Here is an 18,123-nt window from a genome sequence, read left to right on the forward strand (position 1 = left end):
AATTAGTCGGCAGGCGTAGTGGCCTCGCCGCGTGCCGGATGTCCGGCGCAGCGGTCACGTTGGGTGCGTCGGCGGCGTTCGGCGGCGATGAGCCGGCGTGCAACCCAGACACCGACGCGCGGGGCGCCGGCCGGTTTGAGCGGCTGCAGCGGCATCGGCACGGACTCGACGGGCGCGTCCGCGGCCAGCTCCGCGAGCCACTGACCCATTACGAACGACAGCGCGATACCGCGCCCGTTACAGCCGGTCCAGCCGAACACGTTCGGCGCGAGTTGCAGCAGTTGCGGCAGACCACGCGGCGTCACACCGACGCGGCCAGCCCACAAGTCGGTGAGTCGCGCCGGCGTGACATCGAACACGCGTTCGATGCGCTGAGTCAGTTCGGCATTGATCCCTTCACGCGTTAGCCACGTGCTCGTCGGAAAGATGCCGGTCACGAGACGGTTGCCCTGCAGGCGGCGAAAGAACCACATATCGCGGCCGACGTCCGAGAAGGGCTGGTTGCCGCACAGCACATGGTCGGCGCCGTCAGGCGGAAGATCGTATGCGGCCAGCAACAGCGCGAACGGCAGGGTTGCAGCAGTGAGGTTCTTCGCACCGTCGTGGCCGTTTGCGTTGGTCGCGACGATGGCGCGGCGCGCGAACACCGTGCCGTACGGAGTCTCGAGCCGCACCAGTTGATGGGTTTGCGGCCGGGCTGGTACGAGCAGACGACACCCGTTTACCAGCGTGCCACCGAGTCGCACGAAGGCGGCCGCCAGCCCGCGCGTGAAAGCGAGCGGGTCGATCTGTCCGCCTTCCATCAGACAGAGCGCCGCCGGATAGCGCGCACTGCCGGTCAGCGCCTTAAATTCGTCGGGCCCGACGAGGCGCGCTTTGGCGCCCGACTCGCGCAAGCTGCGCAGGCGGTTCTGCCAGACTGCGGCGCCGGCCTCGAACTGGTCTGGCTGAAGCCAGCCATTTTGCTGGGCATCGCAGTCAATCCTTTCGAGATGGATGAACTCGAACAACGCGTTGGCCGCGTTGCTCAACTGGGCATTGAAACGGGCCGCGCGCGCGGCGCCCCAAGCGCGCGCCACGTCCTCGGGGCCGACGCGGCTGAGTGTCGGAATCACGAAGCCCGAGTTGCGGCCGGATGCCCCCGCGCCGGGTTCGCCCGCTTCCAGCACCGCGACGCGCAAGCCGCGCCGCGTTGCGTGAAACGCAGCAGTCAGCCCGGTGATGCCGGCACCGACGATCACGACGTCGTACACTTCGCCTTCGATCGCCGGCGAGGCACTCGCGTCCGCTTCAGCCGGCACGCCGCGTGCCCAGCAGGGCCGCTCAGCGAACAGCGTCGCTAACGAGGTCACTGTCGGCATCCTGAGTCCGATCACGAGAAGCGGGAGAGGGCGCGAGCTGCGCGGCGAGCGATTGAGCAATGGCCGCCGAACGCAGCGCGAGCAGACTGAATGAACCGGAATCGCCCATACCGTGCGACGACTCGCACAAACCATTCAGATACAACGGCGCCGCCCCGTCAGGCTTGTTGGCGAACTGAACCCGGTAGTCGATCGATACGTCCAGATGACCTCGACTCAGCTCAAGCAGCGGAGCAACGCCGGCGAGCAGTCGCGGATACGCTTCGCGTTTCGGACCGCTGCCGATGTCGAGAAAACCCGTGGCGAGCACAACCAGATCGAACTCCTCGGCCAAGCGCCGATCGGTCACCGTATCGCGCAACGTCAACTGCACCCCGGGCGCATCGGCGCTGACATGGCTGACTTCCGTATTGGTGCGCACCGCGAGCGAGTCGCGCTGCAAGATCCGGTTCGCGTAGAGCTTCAGGTACAGCGCTTCGACCACGTCCTTGTCCGCCGACGAGTAATTGGTCGGCTCGAGTTCGGTGCGCAAGCGGTCTTTGGTCGGCTGATCGGCAAAGAAGAAGGTTTGAACGAATTGCGGGAAATACACTTCGTCCGAGAACGGACTCGTGTCTTTCTGCCGGAAGCCAAAATTGCGCGTGATGCCGACCACCTTCTCGCACGAGCCGAGTCCGTGTGCGTGCAACAGAATCTCGACCGCGCTCTGACTGCCGCCCACCACGGCGACGCGTGGCTTGCGGCCGCCTTCGCAGGCGCGTTTCAACGCAAACAGATAGTCGTTCAGATGCACGATGCGTTCGCTGTCGACGTGCGCGAACTGCGCCGGCACATTTGGCGTTCGACCGGGTGCGACCACCACCGAGCGCGCGCACCATTCGCGGCCTGCCGCGTCGCGTACCCGGTAACCTAGCAAGATGCCGGTGCCGGAATCGACGAGCGGTTCAATGGCGCTCACGTTCACGTCGTACTGCACCTGGTGTGCGAAAAAGCCCGCGACCCAGCGCACGTACTGTTCGTATTCGATGCGCAGCGGAAACGGCAGGCCGAGGTTCAGATGCTCGAATAGCCGGTCGTTTTCGAACAGGAAATTCGTGAACGAGTAGCGGCTGCGCGGATTGCGCGGTGTGACCAGATCGCGCAGCGGATGATTCTGGATATCCGATTCCTCGAGCAGCATGCCTTCCTGCCAGCGTGGGCCGCTGCGTTTCTCGAGGAACTGCACGCGCAGACCTTCGGTGAGTTCTTCGAGCGCGACGGCGAGCGCGATGTTCGCGGGACCGAAGCCGATGCCGATGACGTCGAGCATCGGCTGCTGCGTGGCGGTGAAAGGGACAGCGGTGCGGTTCACAGTGCCTCCGCAGGCCGTGTGCCGGTGTTCTGGCAGACCGGCGCCGTGCACTCGGCGAAGGCCAGATTCAGGCGCGTCAGGATCTCTTCGACTTGTGCGTCGGTCAACACGAGCGGCGGCAGCAGGCGCAACACCGCGCCGTGGCGTCCGCCGGTTTCGATGATCAGCCCTTGCTGCAGACATTCGCGCTTAATGCGTTTGGCAAGCGCGCCGTTTGCGGGCGGCAGGCCGCGTGCGTCGCGCGGGCCGTGCGGATCGACGATCTCGATGCCGAGCATCAGACCGCGGCCGCGCACGTCGCCAATGCAGTCGAAGCGCTGCTGCAGCGCACCGAGTCCGGCACGCAGCTTCGCGCCGAGTCGCGCCGCGGCGGCGGGCAGGTCGTTCTCGCGCAGATACTGCAGCGTGGCCGCGCCCGACACCAGCGCGATCTGATTGCCGCGGAAGGTACCGGCGTGCGCGCCCGGATTCCAGCTGTCGTACTGGCGGTGATAAGCGACCAGCGCGAGTGGAAAGCCACCGCCCACCGCCTTCGACATCACGATCGCATCCGGCACGATGCCGGCGTGTTCGTGCGCGAACATCGTGCCGGTGCGCCCGAAACCGGTCTGCACCTCGTCGATCACGAGCGGGATCGCATGGCGCGCGGCCAGTGTCGCGAGACCTTTAAGCCAGGCGGCGCTGGCCGGTATGCAGCCGCCTTCGCCTTGGACCGCCTCCAGAATAATCAGCGCGGGCGGGGCGATGCCGCTCTCCGGGTCCGACAGCAGGTGGTCGATGTACGACAACGACAGCGTATCGCTTGCGTTGCCGCCGACACCGAACGGACAGCGGTACGCATTCGGATACGGCAGAAAGAACACTTCCGACATATGGCCGGCTACCGCCCGTTTAGGCTCGACATTGCCCATCAGACTCAACGCGCCCATCGTCATGCCGTGATAGGCGCCGTGAAACGCCAGCACCGAGCGGCGACCGGTGGCGGTCTTGAACAGCTTGATCGCGGCTTCGACCGCGTCGGCGCCGCTCGGCCCGCAGAACTGCACCTTGGCGTTCGCCGCGAAGGCGGGCGGCAACACCCGGTACAGTTCGTCAACAAACGCAGACTTGGCCGGTGTCGCGATGTCGAGCCCCTGCAGAATGTGACCCGACGCAAGGAAACGGTTTACGCGTTCCATGACGTACGGATGATTGTGGCCGAGCGGCAGGGCTCCCGCGCAGGCGAGACAGTCGAGATAGCGGCGGCCTTCGCTGTCATGGACGACGGCGAGTTCGCCCTTCGTCAGCACGCGGTCGATCGATCGCGCATAAGTGCGCGCATTCGATTCGCGCTCGGCGAGCAGGCTTAGCGTAGTCAGCGGCGCGTCGTGCGGCTGCGGCTGCGGCAGCGCGTGCTGCGGCGCGCTTTCAAGGGAGTGTTCAAGCATAGGAAGTGCTCCGCGACGAATCGGCCGGCGCCGGCTGAATCGTAATCGTGGTGGTGTTGACGGCGAGCGCCGCTTCGCCGAGCGCTCTCAGCCAGCGGCGGTATTCAACCGCGAGCCGGTCGCTGCGAACGTGCATTTCTTCGCGCAGATCGAGCGGCAGCCGGTACGGACGTTGCGATTCGACGATCCGCCGGTCCTGTTCGAATACGCGGTCCTGGCGGCTCAGAATCTGTTCTTCGGTCAAGTCGGCACCGAAATTGATCGCGACGATCAGGTACAGCACCGCTTCGTCTTCGTCGGCGGGCGTTGCGTTCAGGAATGTGCAGAAGCGTTCGGTGACGCCGGTCTTCTTCGTGAAATACGCGGTGGTGGGCTGGAACACGTGATACGTGTAGCGCGCCGTCACCGGAATCCCGCGATGATCGCCGTACGGCTGGAACACCGAAATTTCCGAGGTCGTCAGCCCTTGCGGTCCTTTGAAGACCTCGTAGTCCGCAATCGAATCGGGATTTTCCGGATCGCCGTTCAGGTTGGCATGCACGAACGGAAAGTGCGACGCATCGAGAAAATTTTCGACCGAGCGTAGCGCATTCGCGCGGTAGCGATATGGCCCGGCGTACACCTTGCGAAAGCTTTGGTCGTCCCATTCGGGAAACGCGGGCACGTCGCCTTCCGGTTGTCCGAGACTGACCCACACGAGACCATAGCGCTCGGTGACGCGATGCGGATAGACGAGCCGCTGCTGCGGCGGTTCATGATCCGGATGGGCGGGTACCTTCACGCACTGGCCGCTTTCCGAATAGCGCCAGCCGTGATACGGGCATTCGATCTCTCCGTTGCGCACGCAACCGAGCGATAGCTTCGCGCCGCGATGCCCGCAGTAGTCTTTCCACGCATTGATGCCAGTCGGACTGCGCCACAGGACGAGGTCCTCGCCAAGCAGACGTACCGGTAGCGGCGTGCCGTCGCGCACTTCGTCGACGCGCGCGACCACGTGCCACCGATTGCGCAACGCCTTGTAGTCGAGACCGTCGCGATCCCATTTACCACCGTAGATCATGATTTGCTCTCTTTGGGGTTAGACGATGAGGCTGGCTTCGCGCTGGCCGTCGAAGTGCCACGCCGGATTGCGCCAGCCCTCGACGCCGTAGTCGGAGAGGCACTTGTCCACCAGCGCCTTGCACTTGCCGATTGCGCCGCTCGCGGTCGAGTGGTTCAGCATGTCGAGCCGTACCTGTTCGTTATTGCCGGCATAGTTGTGCTCGTACAGCTCGTGGCGGCCGCCGAATTCGCTGCCGATCGCGTCCCACAGCAACTTGACCAGTTTCAGCCGCTCTTCGGCGTTCGAATCGGTGCCCTGGAAGTAGGTGTCGATCAGGCCGCGCAGGTCGGGATTCTTCATGTCCGCGTAGCTCGCGACCTGCATGATGGGTGAGCCGCCCAGGATCGTGTCGAAGATCGGCTTGATCTGCGACATGATCTGCGCGCCGAAATAGCGGACCGTTGCGGCGGCTTCGAGACGCGGCACGACCGAGCCGTCGCTACGCGATTCCGGCGCGAGGCACATCGCTTCGGTCAGCGACCACATCGCATTGCGCCAGCCGACCACTTCGGCGACCTTGGTGCGCACGCCGCGGAACTCATAGGTGCCGTTCGATTCGAGCAGCTTGATCAGCACGCCGCACAGGAAGTCGAGCTTGACCGCGAGACGTGTGCCCGACTGCAACGGATACCGGTTCAGAAAGCCCGACGCGGAATAGAAGCTGCGCGCCTTCGGAATGTCGCGATAGATGAGCACGTTTTCCCACGGTACGAATACCCCGTCGAAAATCAGCACCGAATCGTTTTCGTCGAAGCGGCTCGACAAGGGGTTGTCGAAGGGGCTCAGCGCGGAGGCTTCGAACGAGCGGCGGCAGACGATCTTCAGGTTCGGCGCGTTCATCGGCAAGATGAAGCACAGCGCGAAATCCTCCTCGCGGCCTTCGGTGTATTGCGTCGCGCTGTTCTGCGCGACGAAGGTCGCGTTCGAGATGGCCGCGCTGGTCGCAACCATCTTCGCGCCGCGCACCACGATCCCGTCGTCGCGCTCCTTCTCCACGTGCAGGTAGATGTCGCGCATGCTGTCGATCGTTTTCGCGCGGCCCACTGGCGGATTCACCAGCACGTGGTTCATGAACATCACGTTTCGCGAGGTCTGGTTGTACCAGTGCACCGCGTTGTTGCGAAACGGGTCGTAGAAGTCCGGGTCCGACAGCAGTGTCGCAGTGAAGCCTGCCTTGTAGTCCGGCGTTCTGCCCATGAAACCGTACGACAGCCGTGACCAGTGAGCAATGGCGTCGCGCGCTTTCAGAAGATCCTCGGACGAACGCGCCGGCGTGAAATAACGGTGCGTGCGGTAGCCGTTCGGGTCGAGCGTCGTCATCGTGTCGCGCGATTCGGGCGCGTGCAGTGCATCGTACAGTCGCGCGATCGACTGCGCGCTGTTGCGAAACGCCGGGTGGGTCGTGACCGAACGCACCTTCTCGCCGTAAATGAAAACCTCGCGACCGTCGTCGATGCTGGCAAGATAATCGGCGGCGGTGAACATCTCGTTTTTCTCCGCTATTTCCAGCTTCAATGCGGCAGATGTGTTGTGACTCATGGGCTCCTCCAGGTTGATGCGTGCGTGACTGACGACAGGTTGATATAGCCGCGTTGAAGCGGCGTTGCGCGCCTGTCAGGAATGCGAGACGGAGATTGGGCTAAGGGCTGCGAGACGGGGCTACGAGAAATACCGGGCGATCAGAAAAATGCCGGAGACGAAGATCACGATGTTCACGAGTCGCACGAACTGTTCGCGCGACAGTTTCAGCGTGATGTGCCGTCCGAGCCAGACGCCGGCGAGCATGCTCGGCGCAAGCACGGCGGCTAGCAGCAGCAGATTGACGTCGGCATACACGCCGGCCGCCAGGAAAATCACTAGCCGGGTCAACGTCGACAGTCCGATCAATGTGGATTGCGTGACGCGGATATGTTCCTTACTGTCCAGCCGGCTCTGCAGATAGATCGCGTAGATAAAACCGCCGCTGCCGAAGAGCGCGCTGAACACGCCGCCCACCAGTCCGAACGGCACCGAGAAAGCCGGCCCGAATTTTCTGACGGGTTTATAGCCGCTCAGCGAATAAGCCGAATAACCGATCACAAATACGCCGAGCAGCAGCAATAAGATGTCGGGTTTGGTGAACAATAGAATCAGTGCGCCAATTCCGCTGCCGAGCATCATTAACGGTACCAGTCGTTTCAGTTCACTGAATTCAGCCTTGCGGCCGTCGCGTGCCAGATTCGTCGATGCGGCGAAAAAATCGAGCAACGCCAGCAAGGGCACGATATGGGAAACTGGCATGAATTGTGCCAATAATGGACTTGCCACCAGCGCGGTGCCGAAACCCGCAATACCGAACACCACATATGATAATGCGACTCCCAGCCAGATAATGGACAGGTGAGAGGTGGTCAAATTGGTCAGCACGGTTTTGGTCTCTCGTTTTCTGATAATGATGGAATATTTATTTTGTGCGGCTTTGAATGCACGGGTTATGAATCGTGCATAAACCGTCAACGGCTCAACAGCGAACGCAAACGTGGTGCTCGCATTCAAGCGAGCGGTACGTATTAGTCATTTTTGCGTAGTGCCGTTTTGGCCGCTTCTGACGGCATCAGGCGGCCGATTCGCCTCCCGCATAATTTTCCGGAAGGTTTGATGCGAGCGGTAAACCAATATATCGATGCATTCGGAGGCTGACCAATATAAAATACGCAATCAAATATCTAAAAAAGGCATAGACCATGGTGTCGATGCGACAACTACGCTACTTCGTGGAAATCGTCGAGGCGGGCAGTTACAGCCTCGCCGCCGAACGTCTATTTGTTGCGCAGTCGGCCCTGAGCCGGCAGGTGAAAGAACTCGAGGCGTCAGCGCAAGTGCAATTACTGACACGCGGTGCGCGCCGTTTCGAACTGACGCCGGCCGGCAAAACGTTTTACGACGGCGCGAAACGTCTGTTATTCAATTTGAATGAAACGCTGGTGCAAACCCGGCATGCCGATCGCGGCGAGCAAGGCGTGATCCGTGTGCTGCATTCGAGTTCGGTGGCGCTCGCGAGCCCGCTGATGCAGCGAATTCAGTCCTATCTGAGCAACAACGGTGCTTCGCTGGAAATCTCGCAAATGTCGTCGGAGCACCAGGGCGAAGACATCGAAGAGGGCCGCAGCGATATCGGCCTGGTGCGTCTGCCGGTCCACATCAAGTTTCCCGGGGTGCGGGTCGAAGAGGTCTACACCGAGCAATTGATGCTGGCGGTGCCGGCCTCGCACCGGCTGAGTGGATTGAGCGAAGTGGCCGTGGCCGCGTTGCGCGAAGAGCCATTTGTTTCGTTGCCGCACGGCGAGCGCGGCGGGCTCAGCTATCGCGTGGCCGAATTGTGCATGCGCAACGGCTTTTTTCCGCGCGCGGCGCGCGCGACCTCGCGCAAAACCACGCTGCTGAGCCTCGTCGAGGCAGGTCTGGGCGTGGCGCTCGTGCCCGCCAGCATGCGCTCGATTGCGCCCGCAGGCGTGCGCTTCGTCTCACTCTCCGGCACCGACAATTCAACGGCGGTGGCGATGTTGTACCGGCGCGGCATGTCGACGCTGGTCGACGGTTTCGCGGCGGCGCTGCACGGCGAAGTGTGAAGCATAAACGGTCAGTGAAAATACGGATCGACCGCGATTCGATGGTTGCCCGATCGGCGTCGGTGAAGCTGCCTGCTTCTTCACGGGCGTCGCAAAGCATCGCACTGTTGGTTGTTACGGCGTCACGAGAGGGGCGCTGCAATCAAGCTGGAACCAGTCGTGAACATGAAAGCCCTCCTGGTGAGGGCTTTCTGCCTCATAGCATCCCGCTTCTCGCTAACGTAATGGCACGCTCCGGGCATGCTGTCACGCACAATCCGCATGCTCGACAAGCATCCGCGTTCGGCGTGTACGCGACCTTCATTCCGTGTACGCGCAGCTTGAATTTCTGCAGCGCTCCCAACTGCTGGTAGTCGGCCGTGTCGATCCGGCGGATGTCGAAAACGTGCTCGGGACAGACTACTGCGCAATCGCCCTTGCCTTCACACCGCTTCAAATTGACGACGGGAACAATCACGCCTGCGGTTTGCTTGCAAGCGGCGGCCGATGCATTGCTCATGCGCGATCCTCTTGGGGCTTGCCGTTAGCGGGCGGTACGCTCTTCTGAAAATTTTCGCGCTCCTCCGGCGTCATGCGTTCCCACCGACGCCAATGCCTGCGTCCGTGCCAACCGCCATGACCTCGAAATCCACCAAAGAGAATCCGGCTCAGGACCAACAGGCCCAACGCGTGTGGAAAATCGATCGAACGGCCGCCGATGAATAGCGCCGGGACAACCCAATTCCATAGCAGCATCACCATCCATCCCAGCACGGCAATGCCCACCAGAACCAACAGTGCTTTGCCGAAGCATCTCAGTCTGAAACTCATCTACCTGCTCCTTTAGATATCCAGATCGTCATACACGGCCTGCAAGCGGACGCGCAGATGCAGAACCGCGTAACGCTTGCGTGCCAACAGCGTGTTCACGCCGACACCGCTCCCGGATGCCAGCTCCTTGAAACTGCGCCCTTCGAGTTCGTGAGCAACGAAGACGTCGCGCTGCTCCGCTGGCAATTCGTTGAGCGCGTCTTGCAGGGCTTCCAGCAGCACAGACCTTGCATAGACGGCATCCGGACCGGCGTCGGTGGCCGGCAGCGCGAGATCCAGCCGATACTCGGCGTCGTCGGGGGCGTCTTCCATTTCGGTCAGCGCTTGCTCTTTCCGCTTGCGAAAGCGGTCGATGATGCGGTTTCGCGCCACGCGAAACAACCATGCGCTAACTTGTTCAATCGGCGCAGGGAGCCGATAGGCTTGCACGAACTCCCGAAATACATCCTGCAAGATGTCTTCGGCTTCGCTCGGATCGTGCACGCGACGCCGGATGAAATTGCCGAGCTTTGTACGCTCACGCAAAACAGTTGCAGTGATGTCGCTATCTCGTTCGATCATCGAGTCCGGGGTGCGCGGCGGTTCCATAAGTGTGTAGACGATTCACGATCAGAAATATTGTCGGCGACGGAAAAAAGTGGCGTTACTGCCGGTTGGCGGGCGCCGTTCGCGGTCGACATCTCTGAGCGGTTTGGCATTGGCAAGCGCGAGCTTCAGCGCGATTCTCATCGTGCTGGCTCCTCACTCGCTCAACGAACCATCGAGTCTATTGTTGCGGGCGATACGCGACGAAAATCCCAGCGGTCTTAAGCTGTCTCGATCGCTGGATCGTCCTCGCCGGACATCGGGCCGAAGCCGGTCGGCACGATCACAAGAGGGTTGGCACCCGTAGCATTCGCGTCATAAGTGTCGGCCAATGCGAACGCCTCTGAAATGATCTTCTCCACGTCCTGACGCATCATGGTCACTTCGAACGGCAGATGCGCGCCGAACGGATCCCAGTCAAAGCACCCGACCACCGTGGACTGCCAGGCGTCTCGCGGCAGTCGCGACGCGAACTGAACCAGACCTTCGAACGCGGTAATCGAGTTCATCAGCAAGCCGGCGGGGAGACGGCCCGCACGCTCGTAGCGCCGGGCGAGCGCTTGCCGGGCAGAAGACGCGTCATATCCGAAGCACTCCACCGCATCGGATGCCGGCTGTATCTGCCGACCTTCGAACGCGTCGCGGAACCCGGCGATGCGCATCTCCGTCGCGTATTCATTTGCGACGCCGCCCAGGAAGATCAGTCCTTCGGGAGCGTCACCGCGCGCCCGCATCTTGTCGATCAACACGTCGGTGAGCGCGCGAGCGCCGCCGCGATTGTCGGACACCACCGACGGCGCAGCTTCGCCAGGCAGATCGACATTGATGCACGGAACGCCCGCGGCCGAACACATGGCGTTAAGAGGCGTCGGGTCCAGCACGCCGGCGATGAACAGCAACTCGACCCGTTGCGAGACGAGCGTCTCCGTGACGCTCACCTCCACGGATGGATCACGTTGAGTGCTAACGACGATGGGGCAAAGTCCCCGGCTCCTGGCGTGGTCCTCGAAGGTTTCGGCAAGCCCTGCAAAGAAACGGTTGCGATAGTGCGGGAGGATCATGCCGGCCAGTCCGGAGCGGGAGAGCCGCAGTCCGCGGGCCTTCATATTGACGTTGTAGCCGAGCTGCTGTGCGCTCGCGAGGATGCGGTTAGCGGTCTCTTCCTTGATGCGATAGCGCGCCCAGGTGCCGTTCAGCACCATGCTCACCGCGGCCGTCGAGGAGCCGGTCGCCTTGGCGATGTCGTAAATGGTGGACTTGCGTCCAGGGTTGCTGCGGGCCATCTCCCGGTCACTCCAAATAGCATCTCTTGTTCACGTTCTGCAGACGGTAGACCTTCCTGTAGCAGAACGCCATATTAGGGTATTTGCTACGTTGACCGTCTAGCTGAATGGATTCAGCATTCTCTTCACCTTCTGCTAAATGGATTTAGCAAACAATAGGTCTATTAGCAGGGGATCTTTCCACTACCTACTTGGACGTTTGGCGAGGGTGCCGGCGGTTCAGCGGAGGAGACATGTCAAAGAACTTGGTGCGCACCCTGTGCGCAGGTGTCGTCGCATTGGCTCTGGCGAGCAGTCTGGCTTCGGCGTCGCCCGATAAGCCCGTCATCGGCGTCGTCGTGAAGATTGGCGGGATCCCATGGTTCAACGCAATGGAGGCGGGGATCAAGAAGCGCGCCGAGCAACTCGGCGTCAAGGCCTTCATGGTTGGACCCACCAGCGCGGACCCGGCGCTGCAGGTCCGGGCGGTCGAGGATCTGATCGCTCAGCACGTCGATGTCATCGGCGTGGTGCCGAACGACGCCGAAGTGCTGGAGCCCGTGCTGCAGCGGGCACGAGCGGCCGGCATCAAGGTGATCACGCACGAGTCGCCCAAGCAGAAGAATGTCGATTGGGATTTCGAACTCGCCTCGGCCAAGGGTTTCGGCGAAGCGTACGCGAAGAAACTGGCAACCGCCGTGGGAGGCAAAGGCGAGTACGCTGTCTTCGTGGGGTCGCTGACGGTGCCGCTTCACAACGCCTGGGCCGACGCCGCGATGGCTTATCTGAAAGCCAACTATCCCGACATGAAGCTGGTCGGCGACCGTTATGGCGTGGCTGAAGACGTCGACGCATCGCGTAAGACCGCGCTCGACCTGATGCGGGCGCATCCCGATCTGAAGGCGATTCTTGCATTCGGCAGCCAGGGCCCGATCGGGGCGGCGCGCGCAGTCGCGGAGAAGCACGCGCAGGGACAGGTGCTGGTGCTGGGGCCGTTCTCGCCCGGCCAGGGTAAGCGTCTTGTGCACGACGGTGTCCTGACTGGCGGCTACATGTGGAATCCCGAACAGGCGGGCGAAGTGTTCGTGACGCTGGGTGTGATGGTCGCAAAGGGGCAACCGGTCAAGGACGGCGCGAACATCCCGGGTCTGGGCGTCGTCCATCCCGATGGCCATAACCTGATTGTCGACCAATTAGTGGAACTCAATGCGAAGACGGTCGACGAACTCGCCCAGTCCGGCCTCTGAGCGACGTTATCGAGCAACGCGTGAAGAGCCGCGAGAGCGCGCTTCACCGGCCGATAGAGACTACGTCGGATCAGGCAGGCCGCAAGTCGGCAGTATTGTGGAGCGTTCCCATGATCACAGCAGCTTCAAAGGATCACCCCGCGTGGCAGCGGGGTTTCGCGAGCGAGGTACCGGCTGCAGCCGTCGCCGAACGGACCGCGCTGCTCAAGCTCGACAACATCTCCAAAATTTTTGGCGGCGTGAAGGCGCTGCAGGCCGTGAAGTTCGACGTCATGCCGGGCGAGGTCCTCTGCCTTGCGGGCGAGAACGGCTGCGGCAAGAGCACGCTGATCAAGGTCATCAGCGGCGTCTATCAACCGGAAGCCGATGCGGTGATGCTGCTCGACGGTCAGTCGATCGAGGGGCTGGACCCGGCAAAGGCCCGCGACCTCGGAATCCAGGTGATCTGGCAGGACCTGGCGCTTTTCCCCGAGATGACAGTCGCTGAGAACATCGCTTTCGAACAGAATCTCGGGTCTCGTCCGCGCCTTGTCAACTACGGCCGGATGAAGGCTGCGGCTCGCCGCATCCTTGAGCGCCTTGGCGTTGACATTGACCTCGAGCGCTCAGTGCGTTCCCTGTCGATCGCCCAGCGACAGATCGTGGCGATCGCCCGGGCGCTCGTAGCCGACGCGCGGCTGGTGTTCATGGACGAACCGACAGCGTCGCTGTCCCATGCCGAGACCCGGGCCCTGCTGGCGATCGTGCGGCGGCTTTCGGCCGATGGCATCGCAGTTGTCTTCGTGAGCCACCGGCTGGCCGAGGTGCTCGACGTATGCACTCGCGTGACCGTGCTGCGCGATGGCCAGTATGTCGGTACCTTCCCCACCGCCGGCATGACGCAAACACGGCTCACGGAACTCATGACTGGCCGCACATTCGACTATGCGGTGCGGACCACCGATTTTTCCGCCGCGCCGGTCGTGCTGCAAGTCGAGGGTCTGACACGGCCGCGTGAATATGAGGAAGTCTCCTTCTGCATCAGGAAAGGCGAGATCGTGGGCCTCACCGGCCGGCTTGGCGCGGGACGAACGGAACTTGCGCTGTCGCTGTTCGGAATGTCGCGGCCGAGTGCGGGGGCGACCAGCCTCGACGGAGCGCGATTGTCGCTGCGCTCCAACCGGGAGGCGATCCGGGCGGGCATCGCCTACGTTTCGGAAGATCGCCTTCAGCTTGGCCTCGTGCAGCCGCAGTCGATCGGTGACAACACCGTAGCCGCGGTGCTGGACGACCTGCTAGGTCCGGCCCGGTTGATCGATCCCGGCAAGCGCGGCGCGCTGATCCAGGACTGGGTCAAGAAATTGGCAATCAAGATCGGCAAGCCGGAAGACGCGGTGTCGACGCTGTCGGGGGGTAATCAGCAGCGCGTCGTGTTAGCCAAGTGGCTGGCGACCAATCCGAAGCTGCTTATTCTGGACTCACCCACGGTAGGGGTAGATGTGGGCGCTCGGGCCGGCATCTTCGACATCATCCATCAGCTCGCTGCACGGGGTATGGCCATCCTGCTGATCTCCGATGAGATCCCGGAAGTCTATTTCAACTCGGACCGCATTCTGCACATGCGCAATGGCCGCATTGTGGCGCAATACGTGCCGAGCGCAACAACCATGGACCAAATCGAAGGAGACGTCCATGCCTGATCTGCGCAAATGGGGGATCGGCTCGATCGAGGCCCTGCTGATACTCCTCATCGCCGTGATGGTGATCGGTCTCGGCGTATCGACGACGACTTTCCTCACGCTGCCCAATCTGTTCGACCTTGTTAACCAAAGCTCGGTCAATATCATCTTCGCCGTGGGACTGCTGGTTGTGCTCATCGCCGGCGGGATCGACATCTCATTCGCAGTGGGCGCATCCGTGGTCCAGTATCTGACGGCGATGACCGTGATGCGGCTCGGTGGCGGCAACTGGGCGATCGGCTTCGTCACGGCCGGCGTGTTCGGTTTTCTGCTTGGCGCCATCAACGCCACCATCATCTACAGGTTCCGCATCGTCTCGATTGTGGTGACGATTGCGACCTTCAACGTGTTCTTCGGCGGCTTGATGTTCCTGACCGGCGGCGTATCGATTTACGACCTGCCTGACTGGTGGACGCAGCGCGTTTCACTCATCCAGTTGAAGACCTCGAGCGGCATCGCGGATCTCGCACTACCCGTTGCGGTGATGATCGTCATGGTGGCGGCCACCTGGTTCCTGCTGCGTCGCACGACCACGGGCCGGCAGCTCTACGCTATGGGCGACAACCCGGAGGCAGCCCGCCGCGTCGGCATCAACATCGGCACCATGCATTACGTGGCGTTTGGCTGGCTCGGCATGATGGCCGGAATCGCCGGGCTCATGCAGGCCCACTACGTACAGGAGGTGGTGCCCAACGCGCTGTACGGTCGTGAACTGGACGTGCTGGCCGCTGTGGTTCTCGGCGGCGCGCGACTGGGCGGCGGACGAGGCACGATCCTCGGCGCCATCCTCGGCATTCTGCTGACCGCCATCACCGCGAACGGGCTGAACCTGCTCGGGATCTCGCCGTACGCGTTCAAGATGATCATCGGCGCCATCATTCTGCTTGCCATCACGGTGTCGAGCGGCGGCTTCGCCAGGTTCGTCGGATCGCGGTTCACGCCGCAAAGCGCAAAGGCCTGATCATGAAAATTTCGTCATCCAAACGTTCCGGCGTACCGTTCGTGCCCGCCGACGTCGTCGGCCTGCTCGGCTTCCTCGCCTTCGTGATCGCGGTCATGAGCTTTGCCTCCGATCGCTTCTTTTCCGCCAGCACGTTCGTCTCGGTGGCCTTTCAACTGCCGGAACTGGGACTCTTTACGCTCGCGATGCTGATGCCGCTGATCTCGGGCGGCTTCAACCTGGCGGTGACCTTCACTGCCAACATCGCCGGCCTGGCGATGGCCTGGGTGATTCATTCGCAAGGTGGCGCAGATGCCGGCGCGGGAGCCATCATTCTCGGGATCGCCGCGGCACTGGCCACCGGTGCGGCTTCCGGATGGGTGATGGGCGCCATCATTGCGCGAACCGGTGCAAGCCCGATTCTCGTCTCCTTGTCGATGATGATCTTCCTGCGCGGACTGGGCGAGTTCCTGACCCACGGCGGCGACATTTCCGGATTCCCACCTTTTGTGCGGGAGATGGGCAACGGCGTGTTGCTCGGCGTTCCAGTGCCGCTGTGGATTTTCGCTGGATGCGCAGCGCTCTGGCACGTCGTGATGACGCGTTCGCGGCTTGGTTTCGCCACGCGCATGATTGGATCCAACCTCGAGGCAACCCGGTATTCCGGCATCGCCACCACGCGCGCCGTCACGCGAATCTACATGCTGTCCGGTCTCATGTGCGGTGTCGCTGGGGTGGTGATGGCAGCCCGCTTCAATTCGGTGCGGGTGGGTCATGGCGAAGCGTTCCTGCTGATCGCCGTGCTCGCCTGTTTCCTTGGCCGTGTCGATCCGTTTGGCGGCTTCGGGCGTGTCGTTCCGGTCGTGATCGCGCTTGTGATCCTGCAGGTGATTGCCTCGGGTCTCAACCTGCTCGGCGCCAACCAGCACCTCGCCACCGCTTTGTGGGGCGTGTTTCTGCTTGCCGTGATGCTCATCCGTTGGGCGTGGGCGAATGGCTTTTTTCAGTCCTTGGTCCGCAGTCGCGTGACCGCTTCGGGAGGAGTTGCACAATGAATCCGTTAGGTGTTCACGCATTGGTCTGGGCCGGCGATCTGACGCCGGAGTCGACCCGCAAGGTCATCACCCAGACCAAAGCCGCCGGTTTCGACCTCGTCGAACTGTCGCTGCACGGACCCAAGGTCATGGACCTCGCGATGACTCGCGACCTTCTTCAGGAGCATGAACTCAAGGTGGGCTGCTCGCGCGGCCTCACGCTGGATGCCGACGTTTCCAGCGATGATCCGGCGACGGTCGCACGCGGTCTCGCGTTGCTGGAAGAGGGCATCAGCATCACCGCGGAACTGGGGGGCGGTTACTTCGGCGGCATCCTGTACGGCGCAATGGCGAAGTATGGGCAACCGCTTACCGCGCGGGGGCGGCGCAATGCGGTGGATTCGCTCAAGCGCATCGCCGACTTCGCACTGAAGAAGAACATCACCCTTGGGCTCGAAGTGGTGAATCGCTATGAGAGCAACCTGCTCAATACGGCATCGCAAGCGCTCGCCATGCTGGATGACGTTGGCGCGCCGAATGTCGTCGTTCATCTCGACACCTATCACATGAACATCGAGGAATCGGACTTCATGCAGCCGGTGCTGGCGTGCGGAAAACATTTGGGCTACGTTCATATCGGCGAAAGCAATCGGGGTTATCTCGGCTCCGGGACCATCGACTTTGCGCAGTTCTTCCATGCGCTTGCGATGATCGACTACCAAGGCGTCGTCACGTTCGAGAGCTTCTCTTCCACCGTCGTGAACGAGCAGTTGTCCAACGCCTTGGCGATCTGGCGAAACCTGTGGGACGACAGCATGGATCTGGCAATCCATGCGCAGACATTCATGGCTGGCGGCATCAACGCGGCAGCCAAAGCAAAGGCTCACCATTAGGGCGTTTGCGCCGCCGTGCTGGGCGCGCGGCGCAAACCAGGAAGTCCAACCTCTGCACATCTTGCAGCCCGCCCCGGCGAGACATCCGTGCAAAGCGTGACCTGTCTCGCTGCCCAGCACGCCTTTCCCAAATCCATTTAGGACTGTCCTGATGATCGAGGATCACTTTATTGTTCGGCTGCAGCAGCTTGTCGCTGACGGTCGGCGCCGCATCCTTGGGCTGGTCGGTGCGCCGGGCGCCGGTAAATCGACGCTGGCGCAGGCCATTCTCGACGCACTGCCAGGCCGCGCGGTTGTCGTGCCGATGGACGGGTTTCATCTTGCGAACGTCGAACTCGAGCGTCTTGGCCGCGCGTCCCGCAAGGGTGCTGAGGATACGTTCGACAGTGCGGGTTACGTTGCCTTGCTGGGCCGTTTGCGTGCACAACGTCACGACGAATGTATCTACGCCCCAACGTTTCGCCGCGAGATCGAGGAACCCGTTGCCGGGGCCATCCCGGTCATGCCGGACACGCCGCTGGTCGTGACCGAAGGCAACTATCTATTGTTGGAGCACGGACACTGGAAGGGCGTTCGTGAACTGCTCGACGAAGCATGGTATGTCGATGTCGATCCGGCGTTGCGGAGGAAGCGGCTGGTTGGCCGCCATATGATGTTCGGCCGTGATGAAGACGCTGCCAGAAACTGGGTTCAGCAAACTGACGAGGTCAACGCGGTCTTGATTGAGTCGACGCGAGCGCGCGCCGATCTGGTTTTCCAATGGCCGTCGTAGCGCGGCGTCCTGT

17 protein-coding genes are annotated in these 18,123 nt (G+C 62.1%); 7 read left to right on the top strand and 10 right to left on the bottom strand.

Going from position 1 to position 18,123, the window contains the following annotated elements; genetic code table 11:
- Positions 1-2: 2 nt before the first annotated feature.
- From DLM46_RS10425 to DLM46_RS10450, 6 genes are all read right to left on the bottom strand, one after another.
- Positions 3-1,352, bottom strand: a complete 1,350-nt coding sequence (locus DLM46_RS10425; RefSeq protein WP_165847946.1) for an NAD(P)/FAD-dependent oxidoreductase — start codon at positions 1,350-1,352, stop codon at positions 3-5.
- The gene (locus DLM46_RS10430; RefSeq protein ID WP_244306057.1) at positions 1,324-2,712 is read right to left on the bottom strand and encodes a SidA/IucD/PvdA family monooxygenase; all 1,389 of its coding nucleotides are present in this window, start codon (positions 2,710-2,712) and stop codon (positions 1,324-1,326) included. The genes DLM46_RS10425 and DLM46_RS10430 overlap by 29 nt, the downstream gene beginning before the upstream one ends.
- A complete protein-coding gene (locus DLM46_RS10435) occupies positions 2,709-4,139 on the bottom strand; it encodes a diaminobutyrate--2-oxoglutarate transaminase family protein (protein ID WP_115100696.1) in 1,431 nt (476 codons plus the stop codon). The genes DLM46_RS10430 and DLM46_RS10435 overlap by 4 nt, the downstream gene beginning before the upstream one ends.
- Complete coding sequence (locus DLM46_RS10440; protein ID WP_115100697.1) at positions 4,132-5,199, bottom strand: aromatic ring-hydroxylating dioxygenase subunit alpha; 1,068 nt, start codon at positions 5,197-5,199, stop codon at positions 4,132-4,134. Before DLM46_RS10440 ends, DLM46_RS10435 begins: the two co-directional genes overlap by 8 nt.
- Before the next feature lie 18 nt (positions 5,200-5,217).
- Entirely contained in the window at positions 5,218-6,780 is a 1,563-nt protein-coding gene (locus DLM46_RS10445) for a 4-hydroxyphenylacetate 3-hydroxylase family protein (protein ID WP_115100698.1), read from the bottom strand.
- 120 nt (positions 6,781-6,900) lie between these two features.
- Positions 6,901-7,776 (bottom strand): sulfite exporter TauE/SafE family protein, encoded by an 876-nt coding sequence (locus tag DLM46_RS10450; protein ID WP_244306058.1) that lies wholly within the window; start codon positions 7,774-7,776, stop codon positions 6,901-6,903.
- A gap of 188 nt (positions 7,777-7,964) precedes the next feature.
- Here DLM46_RS10450 and DLM46_RS10455 point away from each other — a divergent pair, with 188 nt between their 5' ends.
- Positions 7,965-8,849 (top strand): LysR family transcriptional regulator, encoded by an 885-nt coding sequence (locus tag DLM46_RS10455; protein ID WP_115100700.1) that lies wholly within the window; start codon positions 7,965-7,967, stop codon positions 8,847-8,849.
- A gap of 196 nt (positions 8,850-9,045) precedes the next feature.
- Here DLM46_RS10455 and DLM46_RS10460 read toward each other — a convergent pair whose 3' ends face one another.
- The 4 genes from DLM46_RS10460 to DLM46_RS10475 all read right to left on the bottom strand — a co-directional run bounded on the left by DLM46_RS10460 (position 9,046) and on the right by DLM46_RS10475 (position 11,527).
- Positions 9,046-9,348: a 4Fe-4S dicluster domain-containing protein gene (locus DLM46_RS10460; protein ID WP_115100701.1), complete on the bottom strand. Its 303-nt coding sequence runs from the start codon at positions 9,346-9,348 to the stop codon at positions 9,046-9,048.
- Positions 9,345-9,659: a hypothetical protein gene (locus DLM46_RS10465; RefSeq protein WP_115100702.1), complete on the bottom strand. Its 315-nt coding sequence runs from the start codon at positions 9,657-9,659 to the stop codon at positions 9,345-9,347. The genes DLM46_RS10460 and DLM46_RS10465 overlap by 4 nt, the downstream gene beginning before the upstream one ends.
- Positions 9,660-9,671: 12 nt before the next feature.
- Positions 9,672-10,247, bottom strand: coding sequence for an RNA polymerase sigma factor (locus DLM46_RS10470; RefSeq protein WP_115100703.1), 576 nt, complete (start codon positions 10,245-10,247; stop codon positions 9,672-9,674).
- Positions 10,248-10,465: 218 nt separating this feature from the next.
- The gene (locus tag DLM46_RS10475; protein WP_115100704.1) at positions 10,466-11,527 is read right to left on the bottom strand and encodes a LacI family DNA-binding transcriptional regulator; all 1,062 of its coding nucleotides are present in this window, start codon (positions 11,525-11,527) and stop codon (positions 10,466-10,468) included.
- A 233-nt stretch (positions 11,528-11,760) separates the two neighbouring features.
- Here DLM46_RS10475 and DLM46_RS10480 point away from each other — a divergent pair, with 233 nt between their 5' ends.
- From DLM46_RS10480 to DLM46_RS10505, 6 genes are all read left to right on the top strand, one after another.
- Entirely contained in the window at positions 11,761-12,753 is a 993-nt protein-coding gene (locus DLM46_RS10480; protein WP_115100705.1) for a substrate-binding domain-containing protein, read from the top strand.
- A 110-nt stretch (positions 12,754-12,863) separates the two neighbouring features.
- Entirely contained in the window at positions 12,864-14,432 is a 1,569-nt protein-coding gene (locus tag DLM46_RS10485; RefSeq protein WP_115100706.1) for a sugar ABC transporter ATP-binding protein, read from the top strand.
- Positions 14,425-15,432 (top strand): ABC transporter permease, encoded by a 1,008-nt coding sequence (locus DLM46_RS10490; RefSeq protein ID WP_115100707.1) that lies wholly within the window; start codon positions 14,425-14,427, stop codon positions 15,430-15,432. The genes DLM46_RS10485 and DLM46_RS10490 overlap by 8 nt, the downstream gene beginning before the upstream one ends.
- Positions 15,433-15,434: 2 nt before the next feature.
- A complete protein-coding gene (locus DLM46_RS10495) occupies positions 15,435-16,466 on the top strand; it encodes an ABC transporter permease (RefSeq protein WP_115100708.1) in 1,032 nt (343 codons plus the stop codon).
- Positions 16,463-17,338: a sugar phosphate isomerase/epimerase family protein gene (locus DLM46_RS10500; protein ID WP_115100709.1), complete on the top strand. Its 876-nt coding sequence runs from the start codon at positions 16,463-16,465 to the stop codon at positions 17,336-17,338. Before DLM46_RS10495 ends, DLM46_RS10500 begins: the two co-directional genes overlap by 4 nt.
- A 151-nt stretch (positions 17,339-17,489) precedes the next feature.
- Complete coding sequence (locus tag DLM46_RS10505) at positions 17,490-18,110, top strand: nucleoside/nucleotide kinase family protein (protein WP_115100710.1); 621 nt, start codon at positions 17,490-17,492, stop codon at positions 18,108-18,110.
- The last annotated feature ends 13 nt before the right edge of the window (positions 18,111-18,123 follow it).

The organism is Paraburkholderia lacunae, assembly GCF_003353175.1.
Lineage (GTDB): Bacteria > Pseudomonadota > Gammaproteobacteria > Burkholderiales > Burkholderiaceae > Paraburkholderia > Paraburkholderia lacunae.

What these genes read in the sequence shown, in the direction of transcription:
- DLM46_RS10475 (WP_115100704.1), bottom strand. Translation starts at nt 11,527, where the DNA reads ATGGCCCGCAGCAACCCTGGACGCAAGTCCACCATTTACGACATCGCC.
- DLM46_RS10495 (WP_115100708.1), top strand. Translation starts at nt 15,435, where the DNA reads ATGAAAATTTCGTCATCCAAACGTTCCGGCGTACCGTTCGTGCCCGCC.
- DLM46_RS10490 (WP_115100707.1), top strand. Translation starts at nt 14,425, where the DNA reads ATGCCTGATCTGCGCAAATGGGGGATCGGCTCGATCGAGGCCCTGCTG.
- DLM46_RS10460 (WP_115100701.1), bottom strand. Translation starts at nt 9,348, where the DNA reads ATGAGCAATGCATCGGCCGCCGCTTGCAAGCAAACCGCAGGCGTGATT.
- DLM46_RS10500 (WP_115100709.1), top strand. Translation starts at nt 16,463, where the DNA reads ATGAATCCGTTAGGTGTTCACGCATTGGTCTGGGCCGGCGATCTGACG.
- DLM46_RS10435 (WP_115100696.1), bottom strand. Translation starts at nt 4,139, where the DNA reads ATGCTTGAACACTCCCTTGAAAGCGCGCCGCAGCACGCGCTGCCGCAG.
- DLM46_RS10440 (WP_115100697.1), bottom strand. Translation starts at nt 5,199, where the DNA reads ATGATCTACGGTGGTAAATGGGATCGCGACGGTCTCGACTACAAGGCG.
- DLM46_RS10465 (WP_115100702.1), bottom strand. Translation starts at nt 9,659, where the DNA reads ATGAGTTTCAGACTGAGATGCTTCGGCAAAGCACTGTTGGTTCTGGTG.
- DLM46_RS10455 (WP_115100700.1), top strand. Translation starts at nt 7,965, where the DNA reads ATGGTGTCGATGCGACAACTACGCTACTTCGTGGAAATCGTCGAGGCG.
- DLM46_RS10480 (WP_115100705.1), top strand. Translation starts at nt 11,761, where the DNA reads ATGTCAAAGAACTTGGTGCGCACCCTGTGCGCAGGTGTCGTCGCATTG.
- DLM46_RS10485 (WP_115100706.1), top strand. Translation starts at nt 12,864, where the DNA reads ATGATCACAGCAGCTTCAAAGGATCACCCCGCGTGGCAGCGGGGTTTC.
- DLM46_RS10445 (WP_115100698.1), bottom strand. Translation starts at nt 6,780, where the DNA reads ATGAGTCACAACACATCTGCCGCATTGAAGCTGGAAATAGCGGAGAAA.
- DLM46_RS10505 (WP_115100710.1), top strand. Translation starts at nt 17,490, where the DNA reads ATGATCGAGGATCACTTTATTGTTCGGCTGCAGCAGCTTGTCGCTGAC.
- DLM46_RS10470 (WP_115100703.1), bottom strand. Translation starts at nt 10,247, where the DNA reads ATGGAACCGCCGCGCACCCCGGACTCGATGATCGAACGAGATAGCGAC.